Annotated in this window: 17 protein-coding genes and 1 pseudogene; 14 read left to right on the forward strand and 4 right to left on the reverse strand. The window is 51.0% G+C overall.

Features of this window, described 5'->3' with window-relative positions; translation table 11 throughout:
* The first annotated feature begins 144 nt into the window (after positions 1 to 144).
* The 5 genes from ACTQ3A_RS05880 (at position 145) to argC (ending at position 6,690) form a co-directional block, all read left to right on the forward strand.
* The gene (locus ACTQ3A_RS05880; RefSeq protein ID WP_441494314.1) at positions 145 to 1,542 is read left to right on the forward strand and encodes a glycine--tRNA ligase; all 1,398 of its coding nucleotides are present in this window, start codon (positions 145 to 147) and stop codon (positions 1,540 to 1,542) included.
* A 35-nt stretch (positions 1,543 to 1,577) separates the two neighbouring features.
* Positions 1,578 to 2,528 (forward strand): carbamate kinase, encoded by a 951-nt coding sequence (gene arcC / locus ACTQ3A_RS05885; protein ID WP_441098847.1) that lies wholly within the window; start codon positions 1,578 to 1,580, stop codon positions 2,526 to 2,528.
* Positions 2,529 to 2,656: 128 nt separating this feature from the next.
* Positions 2,657 to 4,537, forward strand: a complete 1,881-nt coding sequence (locus ACTQ3A_RS05890; RefSeq protein WP_441494313.1) for an ABC-F family ATP-binding cassette domain-containing protein — start codon at positions 2,657 to 2,659, stop codon at positions 4,535 to 4,537.
* Positions 4,538 to 4,772: 235 nt separating this feature from the next.
* Positions 4,773 to 5,657: a 4-hydroxy-tetrahydrodipicolinate synthase gene (dapA, locus tag ACTQ3A_RS05895; RefSeq protein WP_441474059.1), complete on the forward strand. Its 885-nt coding sequence runs from the start codon at positions 4,773 to 4,775 to the stop codon at positions 5,655 to 5,657.
* A gap of 94 nt (positions 5,658 to 5,751) precedes the next feature.
* Positions 5,752 to 6,690, forward strand: coding sequence for an N-acetyl-gamma-glutamyl-phosphate reductase (gene argC / locus ACTQ3A_RS05900; RefSeq protein ID WP_441098844.1), 939 nt, complete (start codon positions 5,752 to 5,754; stop codon positions 6,688 to 6,690).
* A gap of 112 nt (positions 6,691 to 6,802) precedes the next feature.
* On the opposite strand, the gene ACTQ3A_RS05905 is transcribed toward argC, so the two are convergent.
* Complete coding sequence (locus ACTQ3A_RS05905) at positions 6,803 to 7,678, reverse strand: LysR family transcriptional regulator (RefSeq protein ID WP_441474057.1); 876 nt, start codon at positions 7,676 to 7,678, stop codon at positions 6,803 to 6,805.
* Positions 7,679 to 7,801: 123 nt separating this feature from the next.
* Here ACTQ3A_RS05905 and thiE point away from each other — a divergent pair, with 123 nt between their 5' ends.
* The 3 genes and pseudogenes from thiE to ACTQ3A_RS05920 all read left to right on the forward strand — a co-directional run.
* The gene (gene thiE, locus ACTQ3A_RS05910; protein ID WP_441494312.1) at positions 7,802 to 8,476 is read left to right on the forward strand and encodes a thiamine phosphate synthase; all 675 of its coding nucleotides are present in this window, start codon (positions 7,802 to 7,804) and stop codon (positions 8,474 to 8,476) included.
* A gap of 1 nt (position 8,477) precedes the next feature.
* On the forward strand, positions 8,478 to 9,455 hold the full coding sequence (locus ACTQ3A_RS05915) for a class I SAM-dependent methyltransferase (protein ID WP_441494311.1): 978 nt from the start codon (positions 8,478 to 8,480) through the stop codon (positions 9,453 to 9,455).
* Between the two features lie 11 nt (positions 9,456 to 9,466).
* A pseudogene (locus tag ACTQ3A_RS05920) lies at positions 9,467 to 9,823 on the forward strand (C39 family peptidase); the annotation flags it as partial.
* A 42-nt stretch (positions 9,824 to 9,865) separates the two neighbouring features.
* Here ACTQ3A_RS05920 and ACTQ3A_RS05925 read toward each other — a convergent pair.
* Both ACTQ3A_RS05925 and ACTQ3A_RS05930 read right to left on the reverse strand, forming a co-directional pair.
* Positions 9,866 to 10,492, reverse strand: coding sequence for a YczE/YyaS/YitT family protein (locus ACTQ3A_RS05925; RefSeq protein WP_441494322.1), 627 nt, complete (start codon positions 10,490 to 10,492; stop codon positions 9,866 to 9,868).
* Positions 10,493 to 10,643: 151 nt separating this feature from the next.
* Positions 10,644 to 11,651 carry a LacI family DNA-binding transcriptional regulator gene (locus ACTQ3A_RS05930; protein ID WP_441494310.1) on the reverse strand — a complete coding sequence of 336 codons (1,008 nt, stop codon included), beginning with the start codon at positions 11,649 to 11,651 and terminating at the stop codon, positions 10,644 to 10,646.
* 325 nt (positions 11,652 to 11,976) lie between these two features.
* Here ACTQ3A_RS05930 and ACTQ3A_RS05935 point away from each other — a divergent pair, with 325 nt between their 5' ends.
* The 5 genes from ACTQ3A_RS05935 (at position 11,977) to ACTQ3A_RS05955 (ending at position 19,636) form a co-directional block, all read left to right on the forward strand.
* The gene (locus tag ACTQ3A_RS05935) at positions 11,977 to 13,380 is read left to right on the forward strand and encodes an L-fucose/L-arabinose isomerase family protein (protein ID WP_441098839.1); all 1,404 of its coding nucleotides are present in this window, start codon (positions 11,977 to 11,979) and stop codon (positions 13,378 to 13,380) included.
* Between the two features lie 2 nt (positions 13,381 to 13,382).
* The gene (locus ACTQ3A_RS05940; protein ID WP_441098838.1) at positions 13,383 to 14,213 is read left to right on the forward strand and encodes a transketolase; all 831 of its coding nucleotides are present in this window, start codon (positions 13,383 to 13,385) and stop codon (positions 14,211 to 14,213) included.
* Positions 14,206 to 15,141, forward strand: coding sequence for a transketolase family protein (locus ACTQ3A_RS05945; RefSeq protein ID WP_441494309.1), 936 nt, complete (start codon positions 14,206 to 14,208; stop codon positions 15,139 to 15,141). The genes ACTQ3A_RS05940 and ACTQ3A_RS05945 overlap by 8 nt, the downstream gene beginning before the upstream one ends.
* A 13-nt stretch (positions 15,142 to 15,154) precedes the next feature.
* On the forward strand, positions 15,155 to 16,642 hold the full coding sequence (gene glpK, locus ACTQ3A_RS05950) for a glycerol kinase GlpK (protein WP_441474048.1): 1,488 nt from the start codon (positions 15,155 to 15,157) through the stop codon (positions 16,640 to 16,642).
* 189 nt (positions 16,643 to 16,831) lie between these two features.
* Entirely contained in the window at positions 16,832 to 19,636 is a 2,805-nt protein-coding gene (locus ACTQ3A_RS05955; RefSeq protein WP_441494308.1) for a family 78 glycoside hydrolase catalytic domain, read from the forward strand.
* A gap of 82 nt (positions 19,637 to 19,718) precedes the next feature.
* On the opposite strand, the gene ACTQ3A_RS05960 is transcribed toward ACTQ3A_RS05955, so the two are convergent.
* A complete protein-coding gene (locus tag ACTQ3A_RS05960; protein ID WP_441494307.1) occupies positions 19,719 to 21,281 on the reverse strand; it encodes an ASKHA domain-containing protein in 1,563 nt (520 codons plus the stop codon).
* A 357-nt stretch (positions 21,282 to 21,638) separates the two neighbouring features.
* Here ACTQ3A_RS05960 and ACTQ3A_RS05965 point away from each other — a divergent pair, with 357 nt between their 5' ends.
* Positions 21,639 to 22,103 (forward strand): DUF2798 domain-containing protein, encoded by a 465-nt coding sequence (locus ACTQ3A_RS05965; RefSeq protein ID WP_441098833.1) that lies wholly within the window; start codon positions 21,639 to 21,641, stop codon positions 22,101 to 22,103.
* Positions 22,104 to 22,622: the final 519 nt, after the last annotated feature.

A 22,622-nucleotide genomic window follows, 5' to 3' on the forward strand; every position in this document is an offset into this window, starting at 1 on the left:
TTACCAGATTAGTATAAGCAGATATTATTCACCAGATCAGAACAGACGCGCATGGCGCGCTGCGCTGCAAGCCGCACGGCAGGACGCAATAATTTTGTGCCCGGGAAGAGCCGGCGGAAAAGAGGAAAAAGGAGATGGATCAGGATGGAAAAGACAATGGACAAGATCATCGCAGTGGCAAAGAACCGCGGATTTATATACCCGGGCTCCGAAATTTACGGAGGTCTCGCTAATACATGGGATTACGGCCCGCTGGGTGTTGAGTTTAAAAATAATGTCAAGAGAGCATGGTGGAAGAAGTTCGTTCAGGACAATAAGCTGAATGTAGGCGTAGACTGCGCAATTCTGATGAATCCGCAGACGTGGGTTGCATCCGGACATCTGGGAAGCTTCTCCGATCCGCTCATGGACTGTAAGGAGTGCCATGAGCGTTTCCGCGCGGACAAGCTGATTGAGGATTTCTGCCAGGAAAAGGGCATTGAGCTGGAGAATAACAGCTGCGACGGCTGGTCCAATGAGAAAATGATGGACTTCATCAAGGGGCATGAAATTCCCTGCCCGAGCTGCGGCAAGCATAATTTCACCGATATCCGTCAGTTCAACCTGATGTTCAAAACATTCCAGGGCGTAACCGAGGACGCGAAGAACACCGTGTATCTGAGACCGGAAACCGCACAGGGCATTTTTGTGAACTTCAAGAATGTACAGAGAACCTCCCGCAAGAAAATTCCTTTCGGCATCGGCCAGATCGGAAAATCCTTCCGTAACGAGATTACGCCTGGCAATTTCACCTTCCGTACCCGTGAGTTTGAACAGATGGAGCTGGAGTTCTTCTGCGAGCCGGACACCGACCTGGAGTGGTTCGATTACTGGAGAAGCTTCTGCCATAAATGGCTCAATGATCTCGGACTGAAGGACGATGAGCTGAGACTTCGTGATCATGCCAAGGAGGAGCTCAGCTTCTACAGCAAGGCGACGACCGATATTGAGTTCCTGTTCCCGTTCGGATGGGGCGAGCTCTGGGGAATTGCCGACCGGACAGACTATGACCTCAGCCGTCACCAGGAGGTTTCCGGTCAGGATCTTACCTATTTTGACGATGTAAAGAAGATCAAATATATTCCGTACGTCATCGAGCCGTCTCTGGGAGCCGACCGTGTCGTTCTGGCCTTCCTGTGCTCGGCATACGATGAAGAGGTTCTGGATGCGGAGAAGAATGATGTCCGCACAGTTATGCATTTCCATCCGGCACTCGCTCCGGTGAAGATCGCGGTTCTTCCGCTGTCCAAGAAGCTGAATGATGCGGCGGAGAAGGTATTTGACAGGCTGGCAGACAAGTACAACTGCGATTACGATGACCGCGGAGCGATCGGAAAGAGATATCGTCGTCAGGATGAGATTGGAACCCCGTACTGCATCACCTACGATTTCGATTCCGAGAATGACCAGGCGGTCACCATCCGTGACCGTGACACCATGGAACAGGTTCGTGTAAAGATCGACGAGCTTGATCAGTGGTTTGCCGGAAAGTTTGACTTCTGAGAAGAGAAGCAAAAGCACAAAGGAGGAGCTGGTTCATGCAGAGAAAAAAGGTTGTAGTGGCGCTCGGCCACAGAGCGCTTGGAAAAACCTTCGCAGATCAAAAGAAGGGCGTTGAGAATGCGGTAAAGTCCATAGCGGATCTGGTACAGGCCGGAGCGGGTGTGGTAATCACCCACAGCAACGGGTCTCAGGTCGGTATGATTCATACGGCGATGAATGAATTCACAAAGGCTCACAGCGACTACGTCGGAGCTCCGATGTCCGTCTGCTCTGCCATGAGCCAGGGATATATCGGATATGATATTCAGAATTCTCTGCGCGCGGAGCTGCTGAGAAGAGGAATCTACAAGCCGGTTGCGACGATCATCACCCAGGTCACCGTAGATCCCTATGATGAGAACCTCTATGAGCCGAGTAAGGTGATCGGAAGGATCCTCACAGAGGAGGAAGCAAAGGCAGAGGAAGAAAAGGGAAATTACGTCACGAAGACGGAGGAGGGATATCGGAGGATCATCGCTTCTCCGAAGCCGCAGGATATCATTGAGCTCGAGACGATTCAGCTTCTGCTGGATGCCGGACAGGTTGTTATTGCCGGCGGCGGTGGCGGCATCCCGGTTCTGGAACAGGGACCGGAGTTGAAAGGGGCAAGCGCTGTTATCGAGAAGGATCTTGTCAGCGAAAAGCTTGCCGAGAAACTCAGGGCCGATGAGCTGCTGATCCTGACCAGTGTCGAGAACGCAAAGATCGGCCATGGAACCGATCATGAACAGCCGATCGGAAGGATTACCGTTTCCCAGGCAGAGGAATATATCCGTGCCGGGGAATTTGAATACGGAACGATGCTGCCGAAGATTCAGGCGGCGGTTGATTTTCTGAAGAGCGGCGGGGAGCGCGCGGTGATCACGTCGATCTCGAAGGCCAGAGACGGCTACGAAGGCCACGCGGGAACGATCATCGTCAAAGATGATGCTGTGACGGAAGAATAACGTCCGCACGATATCTTGTGCCACAAGGTGTATAAGCTGAGAATTGCAATTCAAGGGAAGGAACAGAGCTGCTGCATAATAACGGATGCCGCAGCTCTTCTTTCTTTCCCGGATGCAGGAGAAAGACAATGAATATTTTGAATCTGGAGCATATCAGCATTTCCTTTGTATCACGAGTCCTTCTGGATGATGTCACCGAGGGAATCAGCGACACCGACAAGATCGGAGTGATCGGTGTGAACGGGACAGGAAAATCGACGCTGCTGGCGATCGCGGCAGGCCGTCTGGAGCCGGACTCCGGCAAGGTGGTCAAGGGGAACACCGTCCGGATTTCTTATCTTCCGCAGAACCCGGTTTTCGATAACAGCAGAACACTTCTGGAGAATGTGGCGGAGGCGGTCAGCGGGAAGGCGGATCACTGGGACACAGAGGGTGAGGTGCGCGCGAGACTTGTCGATTTTGGGATTCCTGATCCCGATTGCCGTCCAGAGATCCTGTCCGGGGGACAGAAGAAAAGGGCGGCGCTTGTCGCCGCGATCCTGACGCCGTGTGACCTTCTGATTCTGGATGAGCCCACGAACCATCTCGACCATGAAATGATCGAGTGGCTGCAGAATTATCTGCAGAATTTTCGCGGGGCAATTCTGATGGTTACCCATGACCGCTATTTTCTGGATCAGGTCACAAATCAGATCCTTGAGGTGGACCGGGGAAAGACTTACCGCTATCAGGCGGGATATTCCGGTTATCTGGAGCTGAAACAGGAAAGAATGAACTTTGCCGTTGCGGCGGAGCGAAAGGCGGCCGCCCTGTATCGCAAGGATCTTGCGTGGATCATGCGCGGAGCGAGAGCGAGATCGACCAAACAGAAGGCGCATATTCAGAGGTTCGAGGCGCTCAGAGACCGGGAGAAAATCGTGGAGGAGAGGCAGGTAAAGCTGAATTCCCTTCCGTCCAGGCTCGGAGGCAAGACGATTGAGCTTCGGCACGTCAGCAAAGGCTATGGACAGAAAGAGCTGATCCATGATTTTTCCTACAACTTCGGCAAGACTGACCGGATCGGCATCATCGGTCCGAACGGTTGCGGAAAATCCACGCTTCTGAAGATCATTGACGGAAAGCTTCCTCCGGATTCGGGAGCGGTGGAAATCGGGCAGACCGTTAAGATCGGCTGCTTCAGCCAGGAAAATGAACAGCTTGATCCGAACGAGCGGGTGATCGATTACATTAAGGACACCGCTGAATTTATCCGGACCACGGACGGGCTGGTATCCGCGAGTGGCATGTGCGAGCAGTTTCTGTTCGACAGCGAAATGCAGTACTCTCTGATCGGTAAATTATCCGGAGGAGAGAAGCGGCGTCTCTACCTGCTGAAGGTGCTGATGGAAGCACCGAATGTACTGATCCTTGACGAGCCGACCAATGATCTGGATATACAGACGCTGCGGATCCTCGAGGATTATCTGGACCGTTTTGCCGGCATTCTGATCGTCGTGTCACATGACCGCTATTTTCTGGACCGCGTGGTGACCAGGATCTTTGCTTTTTCCGGGGACGGGAAACTGATCCGCAGTGAGGGCGCATATACCGAATATCTGGAGCATATGGAGACACAGGGGATTCCTTCAGGACCCGCAAAAAACACTGTGAGTGATGCGAAAGACAGGAGCGACGCGCGTGACGGGAAGGCCGACGGGAGCGCCGCTGAGGAACGATCCGGCGCAGAGCTCTATGCGGCACAGAAGGAAGAGCAGAAGAAGGCAAGAAAGCGGACCAGGCTTTCCTACCGTGATCAGCAGGAATATGATCATATTGAGGAAGAAATCGATCAGCTGGAGCAGAAGAGCCGGGAACTCGAGGAGCAGATGGCTGAGTCGGCGACGATGTATACGAAGCTCTCCGACTTGTCAAAGGAGAAGGAAGCGGTCGATGCAAAGCTGGAAGAACGGATGGAGAGATATTTTGAGCTTCAGGAGCTTGTGGACAGCTTTGGAAAATCCGATTCGTGATTCTGTCATTATGTGAGACTGTCATTATCTGACTTTGCCATTATTTGAGTCTCGCCTAATAGGGGTCTGTCTTTATTTGAGACATCTATATTTAGATTTGTCTTCATCTGAGACCGCCTTCATTTGAGTTTGTCTGTATTTACCGGTTATAGTTATTGATGTATACTGAGAATACAGTCAACGGATCATTTTTCAGATAAAACATACAGATTGTGGGAAACAGGAGGGAATGAGCATGGCTATATTCAAGGGCGCGGGTGTTGCGATGGCGACACCGATGAAGGAGGATGGATCGATTAACTTTGACGCAATGGAGAAGATGATTGAGTATCAGATCCGGAATCATACGGATGCGATCATCGCGGTAGGCACATCCGGAGAGGCATCAACGCTGGACGATGACGAACATCTGGAGGCGATCAGGTTCTGCGTCGAAATCACGAAGGGACGGGTTCCGGTGATCGCCGGGACAGGTTCAAACAACACCGCTCACGCGATCATGATGTCGAGGGAGGCGGAGAAGCGTGGAGCGGACGGCCTTCTGCTTGTCACTCCGTATTACAATAAGGCGACGCAGGATGGCCTGATTGCGAGTTATACGGCAATTGCGGAAGCTGTCAATATTCCGTGCATCATGTACAACGTGCCATCAAGAACCGGTACGAATATTCAGCCGGAAACCGCGGCGTATATCGGGAAGCATGTGAAGAACATTGTGGCCCTGAAGGATGCCTGCGGGAACATCAGTCAGACGGCGAGAACACTCGAACTTTGTGACGGTGTGCTGGATCTGTACTCAGGCAACGACGATCAGATCGTTCCGATCATGTCACTGGGCGGTTCCGGCGTAATCTCGGTTCTGTCGAACGTGGCGCCGCAGTTCACCCATGATATGTGCCAGAAGTGTCTGGACGGAGATTTTTCGGGAGCAGCAAAGATGCAGCTTGGTTCTCTTGCGCTGATCCGTGCGCTGTTTTGTGAGGTGAACCCGATCCCGGTAAAGGCAGCCCTGAACATGATGGGCTTCGATGCCGGAAAACCGAGACTTCCGCTCACAGAGATGACAGAGGAGCATCAGGCTTCACTGAGGGCCGCGATGAAGGATTTCGGAATCCTCTGAGCGCTGTGATCGGACGCGGCAGCAGAGGCAGAGCCGGATAAGGTAAACTCAGGCAGAAAAGATTCGGAAAGAAGAAGGACAGGAACAATTACAGATGAAGACAAAGGTATATATTGACGGACAGAGCGGAACAACGGGACTTCAGATCTACGACAGAATCGGAGCGAGGGATGATCTTGAGCTTCTGAGAATAGATGAAGACAAGAGACATGATATGGATGAGAGAAAGAAATTCCTGAATGCGGCGGACATTGTGTTCCTGTGTCTGCCGGATGCGGGCGCGGTCGAAGCAGTTTCTCTGATTGAAAACCCGGAGGTTCGTGTGATTGATGCTTCTACAGCACATCGGGTTGCGGAAGGCTGGACATATGGTTTCCCGGAGCTCTCAAAGGAACAGAGGGAGGCGATCCGGACCAGCAGGAGAGTGGCGAATCCGGGGTGTCATGCCACCGGGCTGATCGCAACGACGGCTCCGCTTGTAAGGATGGGAATACTGCCTGCGGACTATCCGGTCACCTGCTATTCCCTGACCGGATATTCCGGCGGGGGCAAAAAAATGATTGCAGAATATGAGGCGGAGAACCGCAGCAGGCTTTTGGATTCGCCCGGAATCTATGGCCTGAATCTGAGGCATAAGCATGTGCCGGAGATGCAGAAGATGACCGGCCTTCTCTATCCGCCGGTGTTCATGCCGGTGGTTGACGATTATTACAAGGGGATGGCAGGGACGATTATGCTTCAGAACCGTCTTCTTCCCGGAAAACCGTCTGCGGAGGAGATCTGCGAACGACTGCAGGAGTACTACCGGGATGAGCATTTCGTATCTGTTGTACCGTTTGGCCAGAATGACAGCAAGCTCTACGCCAATAAGCTGGCGGGAACCAATCGCCTGGAAATTGTCGTATGCGGACACGAGGAACAGACTTCAGTGACTGCGCTTTTCGATAATCTCGGAAAGGGAGCTTCCGGAGCTGCCGTTCAGAATATGAACATCATGCTGGGGCTTGACGAAGCCACGGGACTTGAGGACTGAGAAGAAAACGTTCCGAATTGACGCAGCAGGATGAACACAGTCCGGTAGAGCAGAAATGCGCAGCACCTGAGAAGAAAACGTCACGGATCGACAAAGCGGCGGAAGTGCGCATTTATTCGCTGCGGTATTTCAGATACTGGAGAAATTTCTTCATGGCGGCGGATGCGGTGCGGCTGTCCTTGAGAGCGATGCCGATTGTCCGGAAAGCGGGTGGATCCAGCGGTTTTATGACGACATCGTATGGGATCCGTTTCAGGATCAGTCCCGGAAGGATTGCGATCCCGAGGCCTTGTTCAATCATAGCCATGATTGCATAATCGTCCCAGGTGGTGAAGCGGATCTCCGGGTGGAGATCATAGCGCTTCAGAATATCCGTGATCTCGGACTTCCCGCCCTTCTCCAGAAGCATGAAGGGTTCTTTTTCCAGCTCTTTTACCGGAAAGGCATCCAGTCCGGCGAGCGGATGACCCTTTGGAAGGACAGCCATCAGGGGGTCTTTCGCCAGCTCCAGGGTGTCGAATTCCGGACGGGTGGGGAGGATGAGGAATCCACAGTCGACCCGGCGCTCATCGATCCATTTTTCCGTTTCCGAATAATCACCGAGGAGCATCTCATATTCAATGTTTGGATAATCTACCTGAAACTGTCGGATGATCCGGGGAAGCCACTGTGTTGCGACGCTGGAAAAGGTACCGATCCTTATCAGCCCCGTCTGTATTCCGTTCAGATCATCCACCTCCTCCTGAAGGCGGTAATATTCCCGGCAGAGACTCTGCGCAAAGGGAAGAAGCCGTGTGCCGTCGGAGGTCAGGCTCACACCGCTGCGGTCGCGCTCAAGAAGCGTGATTTTCCAGTCTTTTTCAAGATCCGAAATCATCCGGCTGATGCCGGACTGTGAATAACCGAGAGATTCCGCGGCTTTTGAAAAGCTGCCGAGCTCAACGGTTTTTACAAAAGAGAGATATTTCTGAAGATTTGCGTCAATCATATATCTGAAAACCTCATGCAGTTGTCAATAAGTATTATTTTTGATTATAGTTTGAAGCGATTCAGCGTGCAATCAATAATTTCATATGTCGCGTTTTATGCGCGACGGACAGGAGTCTGAAAAATGGGAAATTGGAATCAGGAGGAACTGAAGAAGGCACTTCAGCTGTATGCGGTGACAGACCGGCACTGGCTGAACGGACGCCGTCTGGCGGATGATGTTGAGCGTGCGCTGAGAGGCGGCGCAACCTTTGTACAGCTTCGGGAGAAGGATGACATGAAGCTTGAGCACGATGCTTTCCTGAGGGAGGCAGCAGAGATCAAGGCGCTTTGCAGGAGCTATAAGGTGCCTTTTGTCATTGATGATGATGTGGACCTGGCTCTGGAAATCGGAGCGGACGGGGTGCATGTCGGACAGAGTGACATGGAGACGGGTCTGGTGCGGAGCAGACTCGGGAAGGATCGCATTATCGGTGTTTCCACGCAGACTGTGGAGGAAGCACTCCTGGCGGAGAGCCGCGGAGCGGATTATCTCGGGGTCGGCGCGGTATTTCCGACAGGCTCCAAGGCGGATGCTTCAGAAGTGAGTATGGATGCGTTACGGGCAATCTGCAAGGCGGTTTCGATCCCGGTCGTCGCCATCGGCGGGATTACGGAAGAGAATGTCATGGAGCTGGCAGGCAGCGGAATTGTTGGTATTTCGGTCATCTCCGCTATTTTTTCGAAAGAGGATGTGGAAGGCGCGGCGAGAGCACTGAAAAGCCGTACAATCCGGATGCTTGGGCTGTCAGGGGATTAAGATGGCAGAGAGCATTCATATTCTGGAAACAGGGGCTGACTTTGAAGCGAAAAACCGAAAGCTTCTGGAACATCTGAAGGCACAGGGGCTGCAGGCAGATATCCGGGGAGAAATAAACGGAGAGGCGCAAAAAGCGGAAAACAGAGACGGACATAAAGACAGGTACGAAGACAAGCAAAAAGGCAGGCTGAACGACAAGCATAAGAAAGGCGGGCTGGAAGTCAGGCATAAGGACGAATACAGAGCTGAATGCCAGGAGGATAAAAAGGAAAAGCTCAAAGAGGAACACAAGAGGGAGAAGAATGAGCTTTATCTCAGATATGATGAGAAGGGTCTCACATTGACTGACGGGAAAATTCAGATGCGGGGAGATTTTTCGGATATGCTGCCCCGCCTTCGGTATGACAATCTTACGCATGAACTTCTGGTGAAGGCTGCGAAAATGAAGGACATGAACAGGGGGCCGGGCAGACACCCGGTGATTCTGGATGCAACCGCAGGCATGGGAGAGGATTCCCTTCTTCTTGCTGCCGCGGGATTTGAAGTGGAGATGTATGAGCAGAATCCGGTGATTGCAGCACTTCTGGCAGATTGTCTGGAGCGTGCGGGGAAAAATCCGGCGCTGACAGAGATCATATGCAGGATGCACCTGCATGAGGGAGACAGCATAGAGGCTCTGAAGAACCTGAAGGATTTTCCGGATGTGATCTATCTGGATCCGATGTTCCCGGAGAGACAGAAGAGCGCCCTGGTCAAGAAAAAGTTTCAGCTGCTCCATCAACTGGAGATGCCTTGTAAGGATGAAGAGGTACTCCTGAAGGCGGCAGTCGGTGCCCGTCCCTTTAAGGTGGTAGTGAAGAGACCCCTGAAGGGACCAAATCTGGCAGGTATGAAGCCGGGGTATTCACTGACCGGAAAGGCCATTCGATACGATTGTTTCGTTTTTCCGGAAAATGAAGTCCGTAATGCAGAGGGGTAAAATCTGAACAGATGACAGATCGGGGAAATGAGGAGGTATATCGGTGCAGAAGAGCGGACAAATACTCTATTTATTACCGCGTTCATGTTCAGAAGCTTGGATGGCTCGGCTGGACAAAAAATGGAGCTGATGCCGGTTCAACCGGGTGCGCTTACCGGATTGAGGCTTTGCAGATCCGAATGCGGATAAAGGGAAGCTCAGCTCCCGGCAGTATGGCAAATGCATATATTAAAGATCAGGTACTTCTGAATGTTCCCTGTGTTATGCAGAACCCGGAACTGCCGACCGGATGTGAATCCGCGGCGCTCACGAATCTTCTGAAATACCATGGATTTTCCCTTGGCAAAACAACAATCGCAGATCATTATATGCCGTACGGAACAAATATTGCTATTAGAAAGTCTTTATTATTATCTGGAACCGTAGCGCATAGGTTCTGCCACCTTCTTGTTAAAGAAAGCAATCAGGGGTCCCATGAAGAAAGCGGTGACCAGCGTTCCGATTCCGATCACGCCGCCCAGAAGGCCGCCGATCACAACGCAGATCAGGTCCGTCAGAATCCGGATGTATTTGAACTTCCACCCGGTGTGGCGCTCAGAAAGAGTAATGGCAACTGCGTCGTAGGTGGAAACTCCGAGATCGGCGGTAAAGTACATGGCCGAGGCAAAACACATGATAACGACGCCCAGGATCAGTGAGATGATTCTGAGGGCCAGGTTCGGGTTGGGATTCATCTTGTTCAGAAGGAATTCCATAAATTCCGCAAAATAACCGACAAGAAAAAGGTTGATTACGGTTCCTATGCCGATTTTTCTCCGGTTCCAGAAGAAAATGACAACCAGAAGAATGGCATTCAGAATAGCATAATAGGTGCCGAAGTCAAGCGGTACTGCCCGTCGCACGGCATTCCACGTGCCGTGCGCAAAAACCTGAAAAGGATCCACTCCCATATCTGAATAAACAAACATCCCGACGGACAGACCGGCGACACACACGCCGATTACTGCCATCAGAACCCTTCTTGGAAATTCTTTCATAACTACGGCTCCTGCCTCTGTAAATGATTCTCTTTTGAAAAATACCTTTGTTGCTGGTTCTAAGTATAGGATAGGCGAAATGAATCTGCAACAGAATAAAAAAGAAATCCCAACAATAATTGATGATCCGGCTGCTGTTCAAGGAAACCCCTCAGGCGGAATCGCGGGCGACGATGCTGGTCGAAATCTCCGTTTTCACGGTGTGCGGAACCGGATAGCCGATCTGCCGGATCAGCTGCCGGACGGCGGTCTGCCCCATGAACAGCCGGGGAATATCGATCGTGGTCAGCGCGGGCTCCACGATCTGTCCCTCGCGGATGTTGTCAAAACCGATGACCGGAATATCTTCCGGAACACGAAAATGACGCGCCTGCAGTGCCTTTATAACTCCGATGGCAATGAGATCATTGTCGGCAAAATAACTGCCGGCAAGAGCCGCATGGGTGTCAATCAGATCCAGCATATCACGCATCGCCCCTTCAATCGTGGGGGACAATTCATGAATAACGGAATTGCCGACAGACATTCCGTGCTCTCGAACAGCTCTTTTAAATCCTACATCTCTCTCAAAAAAATTTTGAATAGAATAGGAAGACTTCAGGTGGCCTGGCTGGCAGTGGTAGTTGTCAATCAGATAATTCGTCGCAAGGTAAGCTCCCTGCGCATTGTTGATCAGAATACTGCTGCAGTCGATGGTTTCAAAGTAAGAGTCCAGGAGAACCATCGGGATATTCAGATGAAGAAACTTCCGGCAGACTTCTGACGAGATTTCCGTGCCGAGCAGAATAATCCCCGAACAGCCGGAGCCGCGGAGCTCCTCCGCAATCCGCGCAAAGTCATCGGTCTGTTCATACAGCTGAAGGGTACGAAGATGGTAGCCATTATCGCGGCATCCCTGTTCGATTCCATCGGTCAGCTCCGTAAAGATCGGCGAATAATTCAGAATCGCATTATTCGCCCGGTAAATGACGCAGCAGATATCGCCATGACCGGCGGTCTTTGCAGATTGTCTGGAAAAATCATAGCCGGCAGCCTCTGCGGCGCGGACAATCCGCGCTCTTGTCGCGGTGCTGACTCCCGGTTTATTGTTCAAAGCCATTGATACAGCTGCGGGGCTTACACCAAGCTGTCTGGCAAGTTCCTTTGCGGTGACGGACATCCCTAATTCTCCTGTAAATACTGTAAATGATCTGTGAAGCAAAAATTCAGAAAGGCTGGCTGTACACAAACACAAGGCGATTGCAAAGCTGAAATTATCATCGCATAGAAATGCAATCCAAAAACCAGTGGTTTGCAGGTACATGCAGAACCATCCTCCTGATATTGTAATGCATTTCTCTGGATACTGAAAGATCTCCGGAAAATTAAGCCGATAATTTAGTAAAATTCACTTAATAATATGTGTTGATTCAGCTGATGCACGTCTATAATTTTAATTAAGAAATTGCAATATATAGTGGAAATATTGTGAAAGGGAGGATTCCATGGAGACAATTAAAATCGGCTTTGCGCCGACCAGAAGATCGATTTTCAGTGCACCGGACGCGATTAAGTTCGCGAACTTAACCAGACAGAAGCTGAAGGAGCTGAATGTTTCATTTACAGACATCACGGACATTAACGAGGAGGGGCTGCTGTATCAGGAGAGCGACCGGATCCGGATTGCGGAAAAGTTCAAAAAGGAAAAGGTAGACGGCCTGTTTCTGCCGCATGCAAATTTCGGAACCGAATATGAGTGCGCCAGACTGGCAAAGGAATTAAATGTTCCGGTTTTGCTCTGGGGACCGAGAGATGAACGGCCGGAGCCGGACGGAATGCGGCTTCGTGATTCTCAGTGCGGCCTTTTCGCGACGGGGAAGGTACTGCGAAGATTCCGGGTGCCGTTTACCTACATGACAAACTGCAGGCTTGACGACCCGGAGTTCGCACGGGGGATCACTGATTTTCTGAAGGTCTGCAATGTGGTGAAGAAATTCCGGAATCTCCGGATTCTGCAGCTTGGACCGCGTCCCTTTGATTTCTGGTCGACGATGTGCAATGAAGGAGAGCTGCTTGAGAAGTTTAATATCCAGCTGGCGCCGGTTCCGCTGCCTGAGCTGACGGCTGAGCTGAATCGGGTAAAGGCTGAGGAGACGGAGGAGGTTCAGGAGGTCATCCGTTACTGTCAGGAGAATATGAACTGCCAGATCAAGCCGGAATTACTGGAGAATGTCGCTGCGCTGAAGATTGCTATGAAGAACCTTGCAGATCTGTACGGATGCAGCGCCATCGCGATTCAGTGCTGGAATGCGCTTCAGGGGGAGATTGGCATCATGCCCTGCGCGGCCAATTCCCTTCTGAATGAGGAAGGACTTCCGGTCGTCTGTGAGACCGATATTCACGGAGCGATCACACAGGTGATGGCAGAGGCTGCCACCTTAAATGAGAAGAGGGGACTCTTCGCGGACTGGACCGTGAGACATCCGGACAATGAGAACGGAGAGCTTCTTCAGCACTGTGGTCCATGGCCGATTTCTGTGGCAAAGGAAAAACCGTCGATCTGCGTTCCTGTGGCCTTTCCATATAACGGAGCCGTTTCGGCGGAGGCGAAGCACGGCAATCTGACGCTTACCAGATTTGACGGGGACAACGGAGAATACTCTCTGTTGCTCGGTCATGCCAGGGGAATCGACGGCCCGTATACAAAGGGAACCTATCTCTGGGTTGAGGTAGAGAATCTGAAGAGACTCGAGGCAAAGCTGGTCGAAGGACCATACATCCATCACTGCGTCGCCATTCACGAGGATGTAGTGCCGGTCCTTTATGAGGCATGCAAATATCTGGGGATTCAGCCGGATTTTTATGATCCCATTGAAGAAGATGTGAAAGCATATCTGAGAGGAGAATAATCGTGAAAAATCTGAAGTATCTATCCTACAAGCTGAGAGAAGACTGTGTGAACATCATCATGGCGGGCGGAGGCGGACATATCGGAGGCGACATGTCCGTCATGGAGATCCTGACAGATCTGTACTTCCGGCAGATGAACATTTCTCCGGAGAACCAGGATGATCCGGAACGGGATCTTTTTATCCTGAGCAAGGGGCACTCGATGGAAGCGTATTATGCCGTGCTTTGCGAGAAGGGATTTCTGAGTCTGGATGAAGTGACCGCGAAGTTTTCCAAATTCGGTTCTCCGTACATCGGACACCCGAACAACAAGCTCCCGGGAATCGAGATGAATTCGGGTTCACTCGGGCATGGGCTTCCGGTGGCTGTCGGCATGGCTCTTGCGGTGAAGATGGATAGAAAGCCAAATCGTGTATATGTAGTGACCGGAGACGGAGAGCTTGCCGAGGGATCAAACTGGGAAGGCGCGATGTCCGCCGCGATGTATGGACTGGACAATCTCGTGTGGATCGTCGACCGGAACCGGCTCCAGATTTCAGGCGGCACAGAGGATGTCATGGCACTCGAGGATCTGAAGAAGAAGGTGGAATCCTTCGGCTGGAAGGTACTGACGGCAGACGGGAATGATATCGATGCGCTGGACGGGGCGTTTGAGAAAGCAAGGCAGACAAAGGGCTGTCCGACATGTATCATCGCAAATACAATAAAAGGAAAAGGCTCACCAGTCATGGAAAATAAGGCGGGGTGGCATCATCATCTGCCGACGGAGACTGAGTATGCGTCAATCATGAAAGATCTTGAAGAAAGGAAGGAGGCGCTGGCAAATGAATAAAATAGCAAATCGCAAGGTCATCTGTGACGTACTGATGGAAGAAGCAAAAACAGATAAAGACATTGTGGTGCTCTGCAGCGATTCCAGGGGCTCTGCCTCGATGACGCCTTTCTTTGAGGCTTATCCCAGTCAGTCGGTAGAAGCAGGAATTGCGGAGCAGGATCTGGTGGGAATTGCGGCAGGTCTTGCGAAAATGGGGAAAAAGCCTTTTGCAGCATCTCCGGCATCCTTCCTGACGACGAGAAGCTATGAACAGTGCAAGGTAGACTGCGCCTATTCCGATACGAATGTAAAGCTGATCGGTATCTCAGGAGGTATCAGCTACGGGGCACTTGGGATGAGCCATCATTCAGCACAGGATATAGCGGCGATGAGCGCCATCCCGAATATGCGGGTATACCTGCCAAGTGACAGGCATCAGACAGGTAAGTTGGTGAAGGCTCTTCTGCGGGACAACAAGTGTGCCTACATCCGCGTAGGACGTAACCCGGTCGAAGATGTTTACACAGCAGAGAATTGTCCCTTCACGATGGATCGTGCAACCTGGATCCGAAAAGGAAGCGATGTTGCGATCATTGCATGCGGGGAGATGGTCCGCCCGGCTGTAGACGCGGCAGATCTTCTGGAAGCAGAAGGCATTCACGCAACCGTTCTGGATATGTATTGTGTGAAGCCACTGGATAAAAGGGCAATTATTGAAGCGGCACGAAACGCAAAGGTAGTGATTTCTGTTGAAGAACACTCACCCTTCGGCGGCCTCGGTTCCATGGTGGCGCAGGTGGTCGGGGAAAATTGCCCCCGGAAGACGGTTACGATGGCGCTTCCGGATGCCCCTGTGATTACAGGAACCTCCGCACAGGTTTTTGCGTATTACGGGCTTACCGGGGAGGGAATTGCAAAAAAAGCGCGTGAATTGCTGAAGCAATAATCGGAGTGCAGATATGGGCAGATATATTCTCGCAGTCGATCAGAGTACACAGGGTACCAAGGGACTGCTTTTTGATGAATCAGGAGAACTTTCTGCGCGTGCGGACCGGCCGCATGCGCAGATTATCAATGAAAAAGGCTGGGTAGAGCATAATCCGGAGGAAATTTTCCAAAACACCTGTGCGGTTTGCAGGGATGTTATTGAGAAGGCCGGGATTCTGCCGGAAGAAATCGCAGCCTTAGGCATATCAAATCAGAGAGAGACAGCTCTCGCATGGAACAGGAAGACGGGGAAACCCGTCTGCAACGCGATTGTATGGCAGTGTGCACGGGCAGCAGAGATCTGCGCGCGGCATGAGAGGATGGGAGAAGCAGAACAAATCCGTCAGAAGACGGGACTGCCTCTGTCTCCGTATTTTCCCGCCGCGAAGCTTGAGTGGATCATGGAAAACGTTCCGGAGGCATACAGGCTTGCGCGGGAAGATAACCTGGCAGTGGGTACGATTGACAGCTGGCTGGTATATAATCTGACAGGAGGAGCAGAACACAAGACTGATTGCTCGAATGCCTCGAGAACACAGCTGTTTAATCTGGAAACACTGAGCTGGGATGAAGAGCTGCTGGAAATCTTCGGAATTCCGGAAAGTGCCATGCCACAGGTGGTTATGTCGGATTCAATGTTCGGCATGACCGACTTGGATGGAGCTCTGCCAAAGAAAATACCCATCCACGGGGTGCTCGGGGACAGCCATGCGGCGCTGTTCGGACAGAACTGCCGGAAGAAAGGAGAACTGAAGGCAACCTATGGGACCGGAAGCTCCGTAATGATGAATACCGGTGAAACCCGTTACCGAAGTCAGCATGGACTGGTGACTTCTCTTGCATGGGGAATCGGTGGCCAGGTCGAGTATGTGCTGGAGGGAAATCTGAATTATACCGGAGCATCGATCTCCTGGCTGAAGGATCAGATGAAAATGATTTCATCCGCATCAGAAACGGAAGCGCTTGCGTCAGCGGCAAATCCAAGGGATCGTGCTTATTTTGTACCTGCGTTTACAGGTCTTGGAGCCCCTTACTGGGACCCGGAGGCGACCGGACTTCTGACGGGTATTACGCGCACTACCGGGCGCAAAGAAGTGGTAAAGGCATGTCTGGAAAGCATTGCCTACCAGATCACCGATCTGATTGAGATAATGCGCGAAGAGACCGGAGATCCTGTGCGGACGCTCCATGTAGACGGCGGTCCGACAGGAAACCGCTATCTGATGCAGTTTCAGGCGGACCTGGCAGATACCTGCGTGCTGGTTCCCGGCCTGCAGGAATTGTCCGGCATGGGAGCCGCCTACCTGGCGGGAATCTCCTGCGGAGTCTATCCGGAGAAATCGATCTTTGATCACATCCGGACGACATCATATCAGAGAAAGATGGAAGAAAGCGAAAGAGTTCACAGATACAGGGGATGGAAGGCGGCGATCGACAAGGCGCTGAGCCATGATTTCTGACAGAATCTATGGAGATGTAATTACGAATATGATATTTCCATGTGATATCATCCGGTTTATGATTATTGTATTATTATCCGCTACAGTCCAGTCTTTTGAGCTGTATTTCAGCTGTGTCTTATCTGCATACCAGCGCATTGCGGTCCGGTCCATCCATGCTGATATAAGGTCGAGATAGAGGAGGAACTTATGAAAATCACACATATGAAGGTAAACCATCTGGTGAACCCGATCGGATACGAGCTCGATCATCCGACGGTGTCATTTGTGACCGAGGATACTTCCGGAAAGAAACAGAAGAATGCGCGCGTGCTGCTTGCAGCAGACCCGGATTTCAGGAACATTCTGCATGATAGTGGTTATCGGGAGGATCTTAGCAGCTTAGCCTATGAACTTCCGGTTTCCCTGGAACCGGAGAACCGCTATTACTGGAAGACGTTTGTGAACGCTGACAACGGGGATTCTGCAGAAAGCGAAACTGCCTGGTTCGAAACTGCGATGAGTGGACCGTGGAAGGCAGAGTGGATCACCCCGGATGCAGATAAAAGCCTTCAGGTATGTGTTTTTCGAGATGTTGAAATTACAAAACCTCTCGCGAAAGCTCGTCTTTATCTGACGGGGCTCGGTCTCTATGAAGTATATATCAATGAGGAAAAACTGGGAGAAGAATGTCTGATGCCTGGTTTCTGTGATTATGATGCCTGGATTCCCTATCAGACGATGATCCCGGATCTCCGGCAGGGACATAACCGGATTGAAATCATGCTTGGCGACGGGTGGTATAAAGGCTGGTATGGTCTTAGAAAGAATCATGAAGTGTATGGCGACCGTCTTGCGTGCATCGCTGAGCTGAAGCTTTTTTATGAAGACGGTTCAGAAGATATCATCTGTACAGATGATAACTGGAAAGCACACAGGAGTCCGGTAATTGAAAGTGGAATCTATCCCGGTGAAGTATATGAGCCCGGGATCGATCGCAGTGAGGTACTGAATACCAGAAAAATTGACCTTGATAAATCAAAACTCAGGCCCCGTCTCGATCCAAGGATAATCATTCAGAAAAAGATCCGTCCTGTCGCATTAATTCATACCCCCGCCGGGGAAACGGTGCTGGACATGGGACAAAATATGGTTGGATGGCTCGGCTTCCACTGTGCCGCCCCGGCGGGAACGCGGATTCGGTTCCAGTTTGGAGAGATTTTACAGGAAGGTAATTTTTATCGCGACAATCTGCGTACAGCGCTGGCTGAATTTACTTATGTATCCGATGGCACGGAGCGTACGGTGCGGCAGCATTTTACATTTTATGGATTCCGTTATGTAAAGATTACAGGCTGGCCGGGTGAGCCGGATCCGGATGATTTTCGCGGACTCGTGATTTATTCCGAGATGGAGGAACTCAGCCAGATCAAAACATCAAATCCTCTGGTCAACAAGCTCTTTGAAAATACAAGATGGGGTATGCGGGGAAATTTCCTGGATGTTCCCACCGATTGCCCGCAGCGGGATGAAAGATATGGATGGACCGGTGACGCGCAGATTTTCTCAGGTACAGCATGCTTCAATATGGATACCTATGCATTTTACACAAAATACGGGTATGATCTGGCCTGTGAACAGGAACGACTGAACGGGGCAGTGCCGGATGTTGTTCCTACGGCAGGCTATACCGGTACAATTTCCACTGCCTGGGGAGAAGCTGCAACCATCATTCCCTGGAATGTATATCTTCATTTCGGGGACAAAGGTATTCTGCGAAGACAATTTTCAAGTATGCGCGGGTGGGTCGATTACATGAAGAGTCAGGATGACGCCAACGGCGCCCGACGGCTCTGGCAGAGCGGTTTTCATTATGGAGACTGGCTTGCACTGGACGGAAATGTAGAAGGCGGAGTCTTTGGAGGGACGGATCCGTTTCTGATCTCCTCTGCGTATTATTACTACTCGACAAGAATTGTTGCGAAAACAGCTGAAATCCTGGGATATGAGGAGGACGCAGGGAAGTATTCGACATTGGCCAATGAAATCCGGGACGCATTCATCCGGGAATATTTTTCACCGACAGGACGGCTCTGCGTGGATACAATGACGGCATATGTAGTTGTCCTCTATATGGGACTGACGCCGGAACATGCGGTTGATAAAGTGCGTGCGGGGCTTCTGAATAAACTTGCCCGCAATCGTTATCATCTGGAAACCGGTTTTGTCGGGACACCATATCTCATGCGTGTGCTGTCAGAAAATGGCATGAATAATTATGCGTATCACCTGCTTTTGGAAGAGGGATTTCCCGGATGGCTGTATGAGGTTCTGATGGGGGCTACCACGATCTGGGAGCGTTGGAATTCCGTGCTGCCGGATGGCAGGATCAGCGGAACGGAAATGAATTCCCTGAATCATTATTCCTATGGCTCAGTGGTGGAGTGGATGTTCCGGAATATGATCGGTATCAATCCGGATGAAAAATACGCTGGTTATAGAAGGTTCAAGCTTGCTCCGAAGCCGGATTATTCGATACCGCAGGCAGAAGGATTCCTGCGTTCCGCCTCGGGGCTCATCCGCAGTGGGTACCAGTTGCGGCAGGGGAAACTTACCATTGAGGCAGAGGTTCCGTTTAATACAGAGGCAGAAATACATCTTCCGGATGCTTGTGTTGATGAGATCCAGAATATTGCTTCAGACATGGATGGTATTATCGGCATCAGACAGGAGGATAGTGATGTGATGCTTATCGTTCTCGCCGGGACGTACTCGTTTACTTACCAGCCGACAAAACCATATCGTAAGATCTACAGTCTGGATTCACTGATGAGTGATTTGAATGAGAATCCGAAGACAAAGGCGATTCTCGATGAATACTTCTATTCTGAATATAAGGTCATTCCGTTTGAAAAAGAGCTGTTTACGTTGCGTCAGATGCTGAACGGGCCTTTCACCTACCTGCCCTATGATAAGCAGGAGAAAATAGACCGGTTGCTGCGTGAGGTGGAATAGACGGAAAATAGAATGATCCGAAGCACAGAACGACCCGTTTCATGGACGGGTCGTTCTGTAGCTTCAGATGATGTTCATATATTCAGTTGTTTTGCAGTTCCCTGTGAGCTTCCCTCTCCCTTAACTTTTTCATGACGCTCGGATATCTTCTCCCGTCCGTGTGCGGGAGGGCGGAAGCCGCCTGCATCATCTCCACAAAATTATCGACTGCGCCGAACTGCACGTATGACATGAGATCCAGAATGCGGTCGATATCCGTCAGAAGATCCTTGTTCAGGAGAAGCTTTGATGCGCCCTCGAGCGAGGTATTGCCGACAGGGCAGATGCGGTCGCGCTCAACGTCAGGATACATGCCGATGTTAATCGCGGATTCCTTGTGTATATGAGCGCCGAAGGCGCCTGCCATGTAGAACGTGTCAATATCTTCGAGGCGGATGCCTGAAGCGTGCAGCATGTACTCGATCATCGTAGCGGCAGCGGCTTTTGTGTTGATGAACTCCCGGATGTCGCTCTGATAGAAATAAAGACCGGAGGAATAGCAGACAGCAGCTTCCTCCATTCCGGTGTCCGGGTTCTTTTGGATAGAGATGAGGCTGCTCTTCTCGGGCTGCAGCACGCCCTGCAGGTTGATCCAGCCGTTTAGAAACAGCTCGGAGAGAAGATCCACGATGCCGGAGCCGCAGATACCGGCGGGAACTTTATTATCGATGGTTTTCAGATGAAATTCCCCGTTCGCAAGCGACACGCTTTCCACGGCTCCCGGCGCGGCGCGCATACCGGTGTGAACGACGCCACCCTCCAGAGCGGGACCCGCAGCGCCGGCCCCACAGAGCAGGAAGCTGCGGTTTCCGACGGCGAGCTCTCCGTTCGTTCCGACATCGAAGAACAGGGAGATTTTGTCTTCCTTATATATGCCGGTCGCAAGGATGCCGCTGATGATATCTCCGCCGAGATAATTGGCCTTGCCCGGCACACAGTACACATAGCCGGCGATTGGAAGATCCAGATCCGTTCCGCGGAGAAATCCCGGCGCATCGGAGCGGACGGCATAGGGAGTCTGGAAGATACAGAAGGGGTCGAGGCCGATGAGAAAATGAATCATTGTCATATTGCCGGATACCACCATCGTGAGATATTCTGACGGCGCGATCCCGGTTTTGTCGCGAAGCGAGGACAGGAGATCGGTCAGAGTTCTTATCGTCGCTCTGCGGATCTCGTCGAGATGCCCGGGGTTGTCCTTTGCGTAGAAAATACGGGTGAGGATATCCTCGCCGAAGGCGATCTGCCGGTTGTATGCGCTGGTCTCTTCAATGGTTTCGCCGGATTTACAGTTCAGCACGCGCATGTAAACGGAGGTACTACCGAGATCGACCGCGAGTCCGTAATGGCTCTTCTCCGTGTCTCCGGCCTCCAGATACAGAATCTTCCACAGTGCTCCGTTCCATCCGAGAGAAGCCGTGATCTTCCAGCCTGCATTCTCACACAGAGGGTAAAGCTGACGGAGAGCAGCGGCAGAGAACGATGCGGAAATACCCTCCTCGTTCAGAGCATCCAGAATGCGTGCCTGGGAGGAACGGCAGTCTTCCTCAGAGGGCGGATTCATTTTCAGAAAAATCTTTCGGCTCAGACCAGATATCGGTTTCATAGATAATATCCTTTCGTTTGCTGCAGGCGGAAATCCGCTGCTTTTCGGCTGTGGGCAGTTGCTGTCGTCTCCTTTAAGCATAGGAGCAAGTTTGACCTATTATAACGCGGAGAATGATTTTATGCAAAAAGATACACAAGGGGAAGTCAAAAAACCTTACATAACGGGGAATCAAAAAACATTTGCGTAACGGGAAAACAAAAAATTTACATAACGAGAGATCAAAAAAGCTTTACACGACGGGGAAGAATATGCTATGATGAGCAGGTTAATTTAAGAATACGGTTTAATTGGAAACGCACACTCTCTTCAGTGATAACGAACAACACGTCATATATCGGAAGGAGTGTCTTTTTTATGCCCGAAAACAAGTTCGAAAATTTCATTTTTACTGTGATCATGGCTTTTATTATGGTCTACGCGATGATCTGCTACAACATTTCGCTGAATATCGGCGGGATGAGAGACGCGGTGTTCGGAATGGCCTTCGGGGAGCTCAGGATTATGTGGCCGGTGGCAATTGTGCTGGAAATGTTTGTGATGGAAAAGCCTGTGATGTATCTGACAGGCAGAGTCATCTCGGATAATATGCCGCCCTTTTTCATTCTGCTGATCCGCTGTTCTCTGACCGTCTGCCTTATGTGCCCGGCGATGAGCCTGGTCGCGACGATTCTGTTCAAGGATTTTCATGAGGCCGGATTCATCGGTGTATGGCTGCAGACAGCCGCAATGAACTTCCCCATGGCGCTCGCGTGGCAGATCTTTTTCGGCGGTCCCCTGGGAAGACTTATCTTCCGGAAGCTGTTCCGGAAGAAATCCTGAAAAACAGGAAAGCTGGAACATGCCGCGAAGCAGTTCATTATCATTTCCGGAAATACACCGGCTGTACGCCAAGACAGTATCAGATCCGTTTCCGTGAGATGGAAATGAATGACAATTTCTGACAGCAATCGTATAGCCTGAATATAAAATGACAGGAAGCTCGGGTGGTAAAGCCCGGGCTTCCTGTCGTTCTTAGGAAGGAGAAAACTGATCTTTTCGATCAGAAATATGAAAAAGAAACGTCTGTGCTGGTCGTTTCTACATTTTTGATACTACTCTGAATTTGTGATAAAGATTTGCTCAGTCTATGAACATTCTGTGGCCCCGAAAGAAGCATCCCGCCTGCCGGGGAGGCGCAGACGAAAGAAGACTGGTCAGAGAGAGACCCGTTCCATTCCGTCAATTCCCGTATTGTTTACATGTGCTGACTTTAAAAATACACATTCAGCATTTATAATGAAGCTATTGCAGGAGGAGAAGCCGGAGAGAAGAACTTTTTTCCGGATATCCGGCTATCAA

This window comes from Bilifractor sp. LCP21S3_F8 (assembly GCF_052117805.1).
Classification (GTDB): Bacteria; Bacillota; Clostridia; order Lachnospirales; family Lachnospiraceae; genus Bilifractor.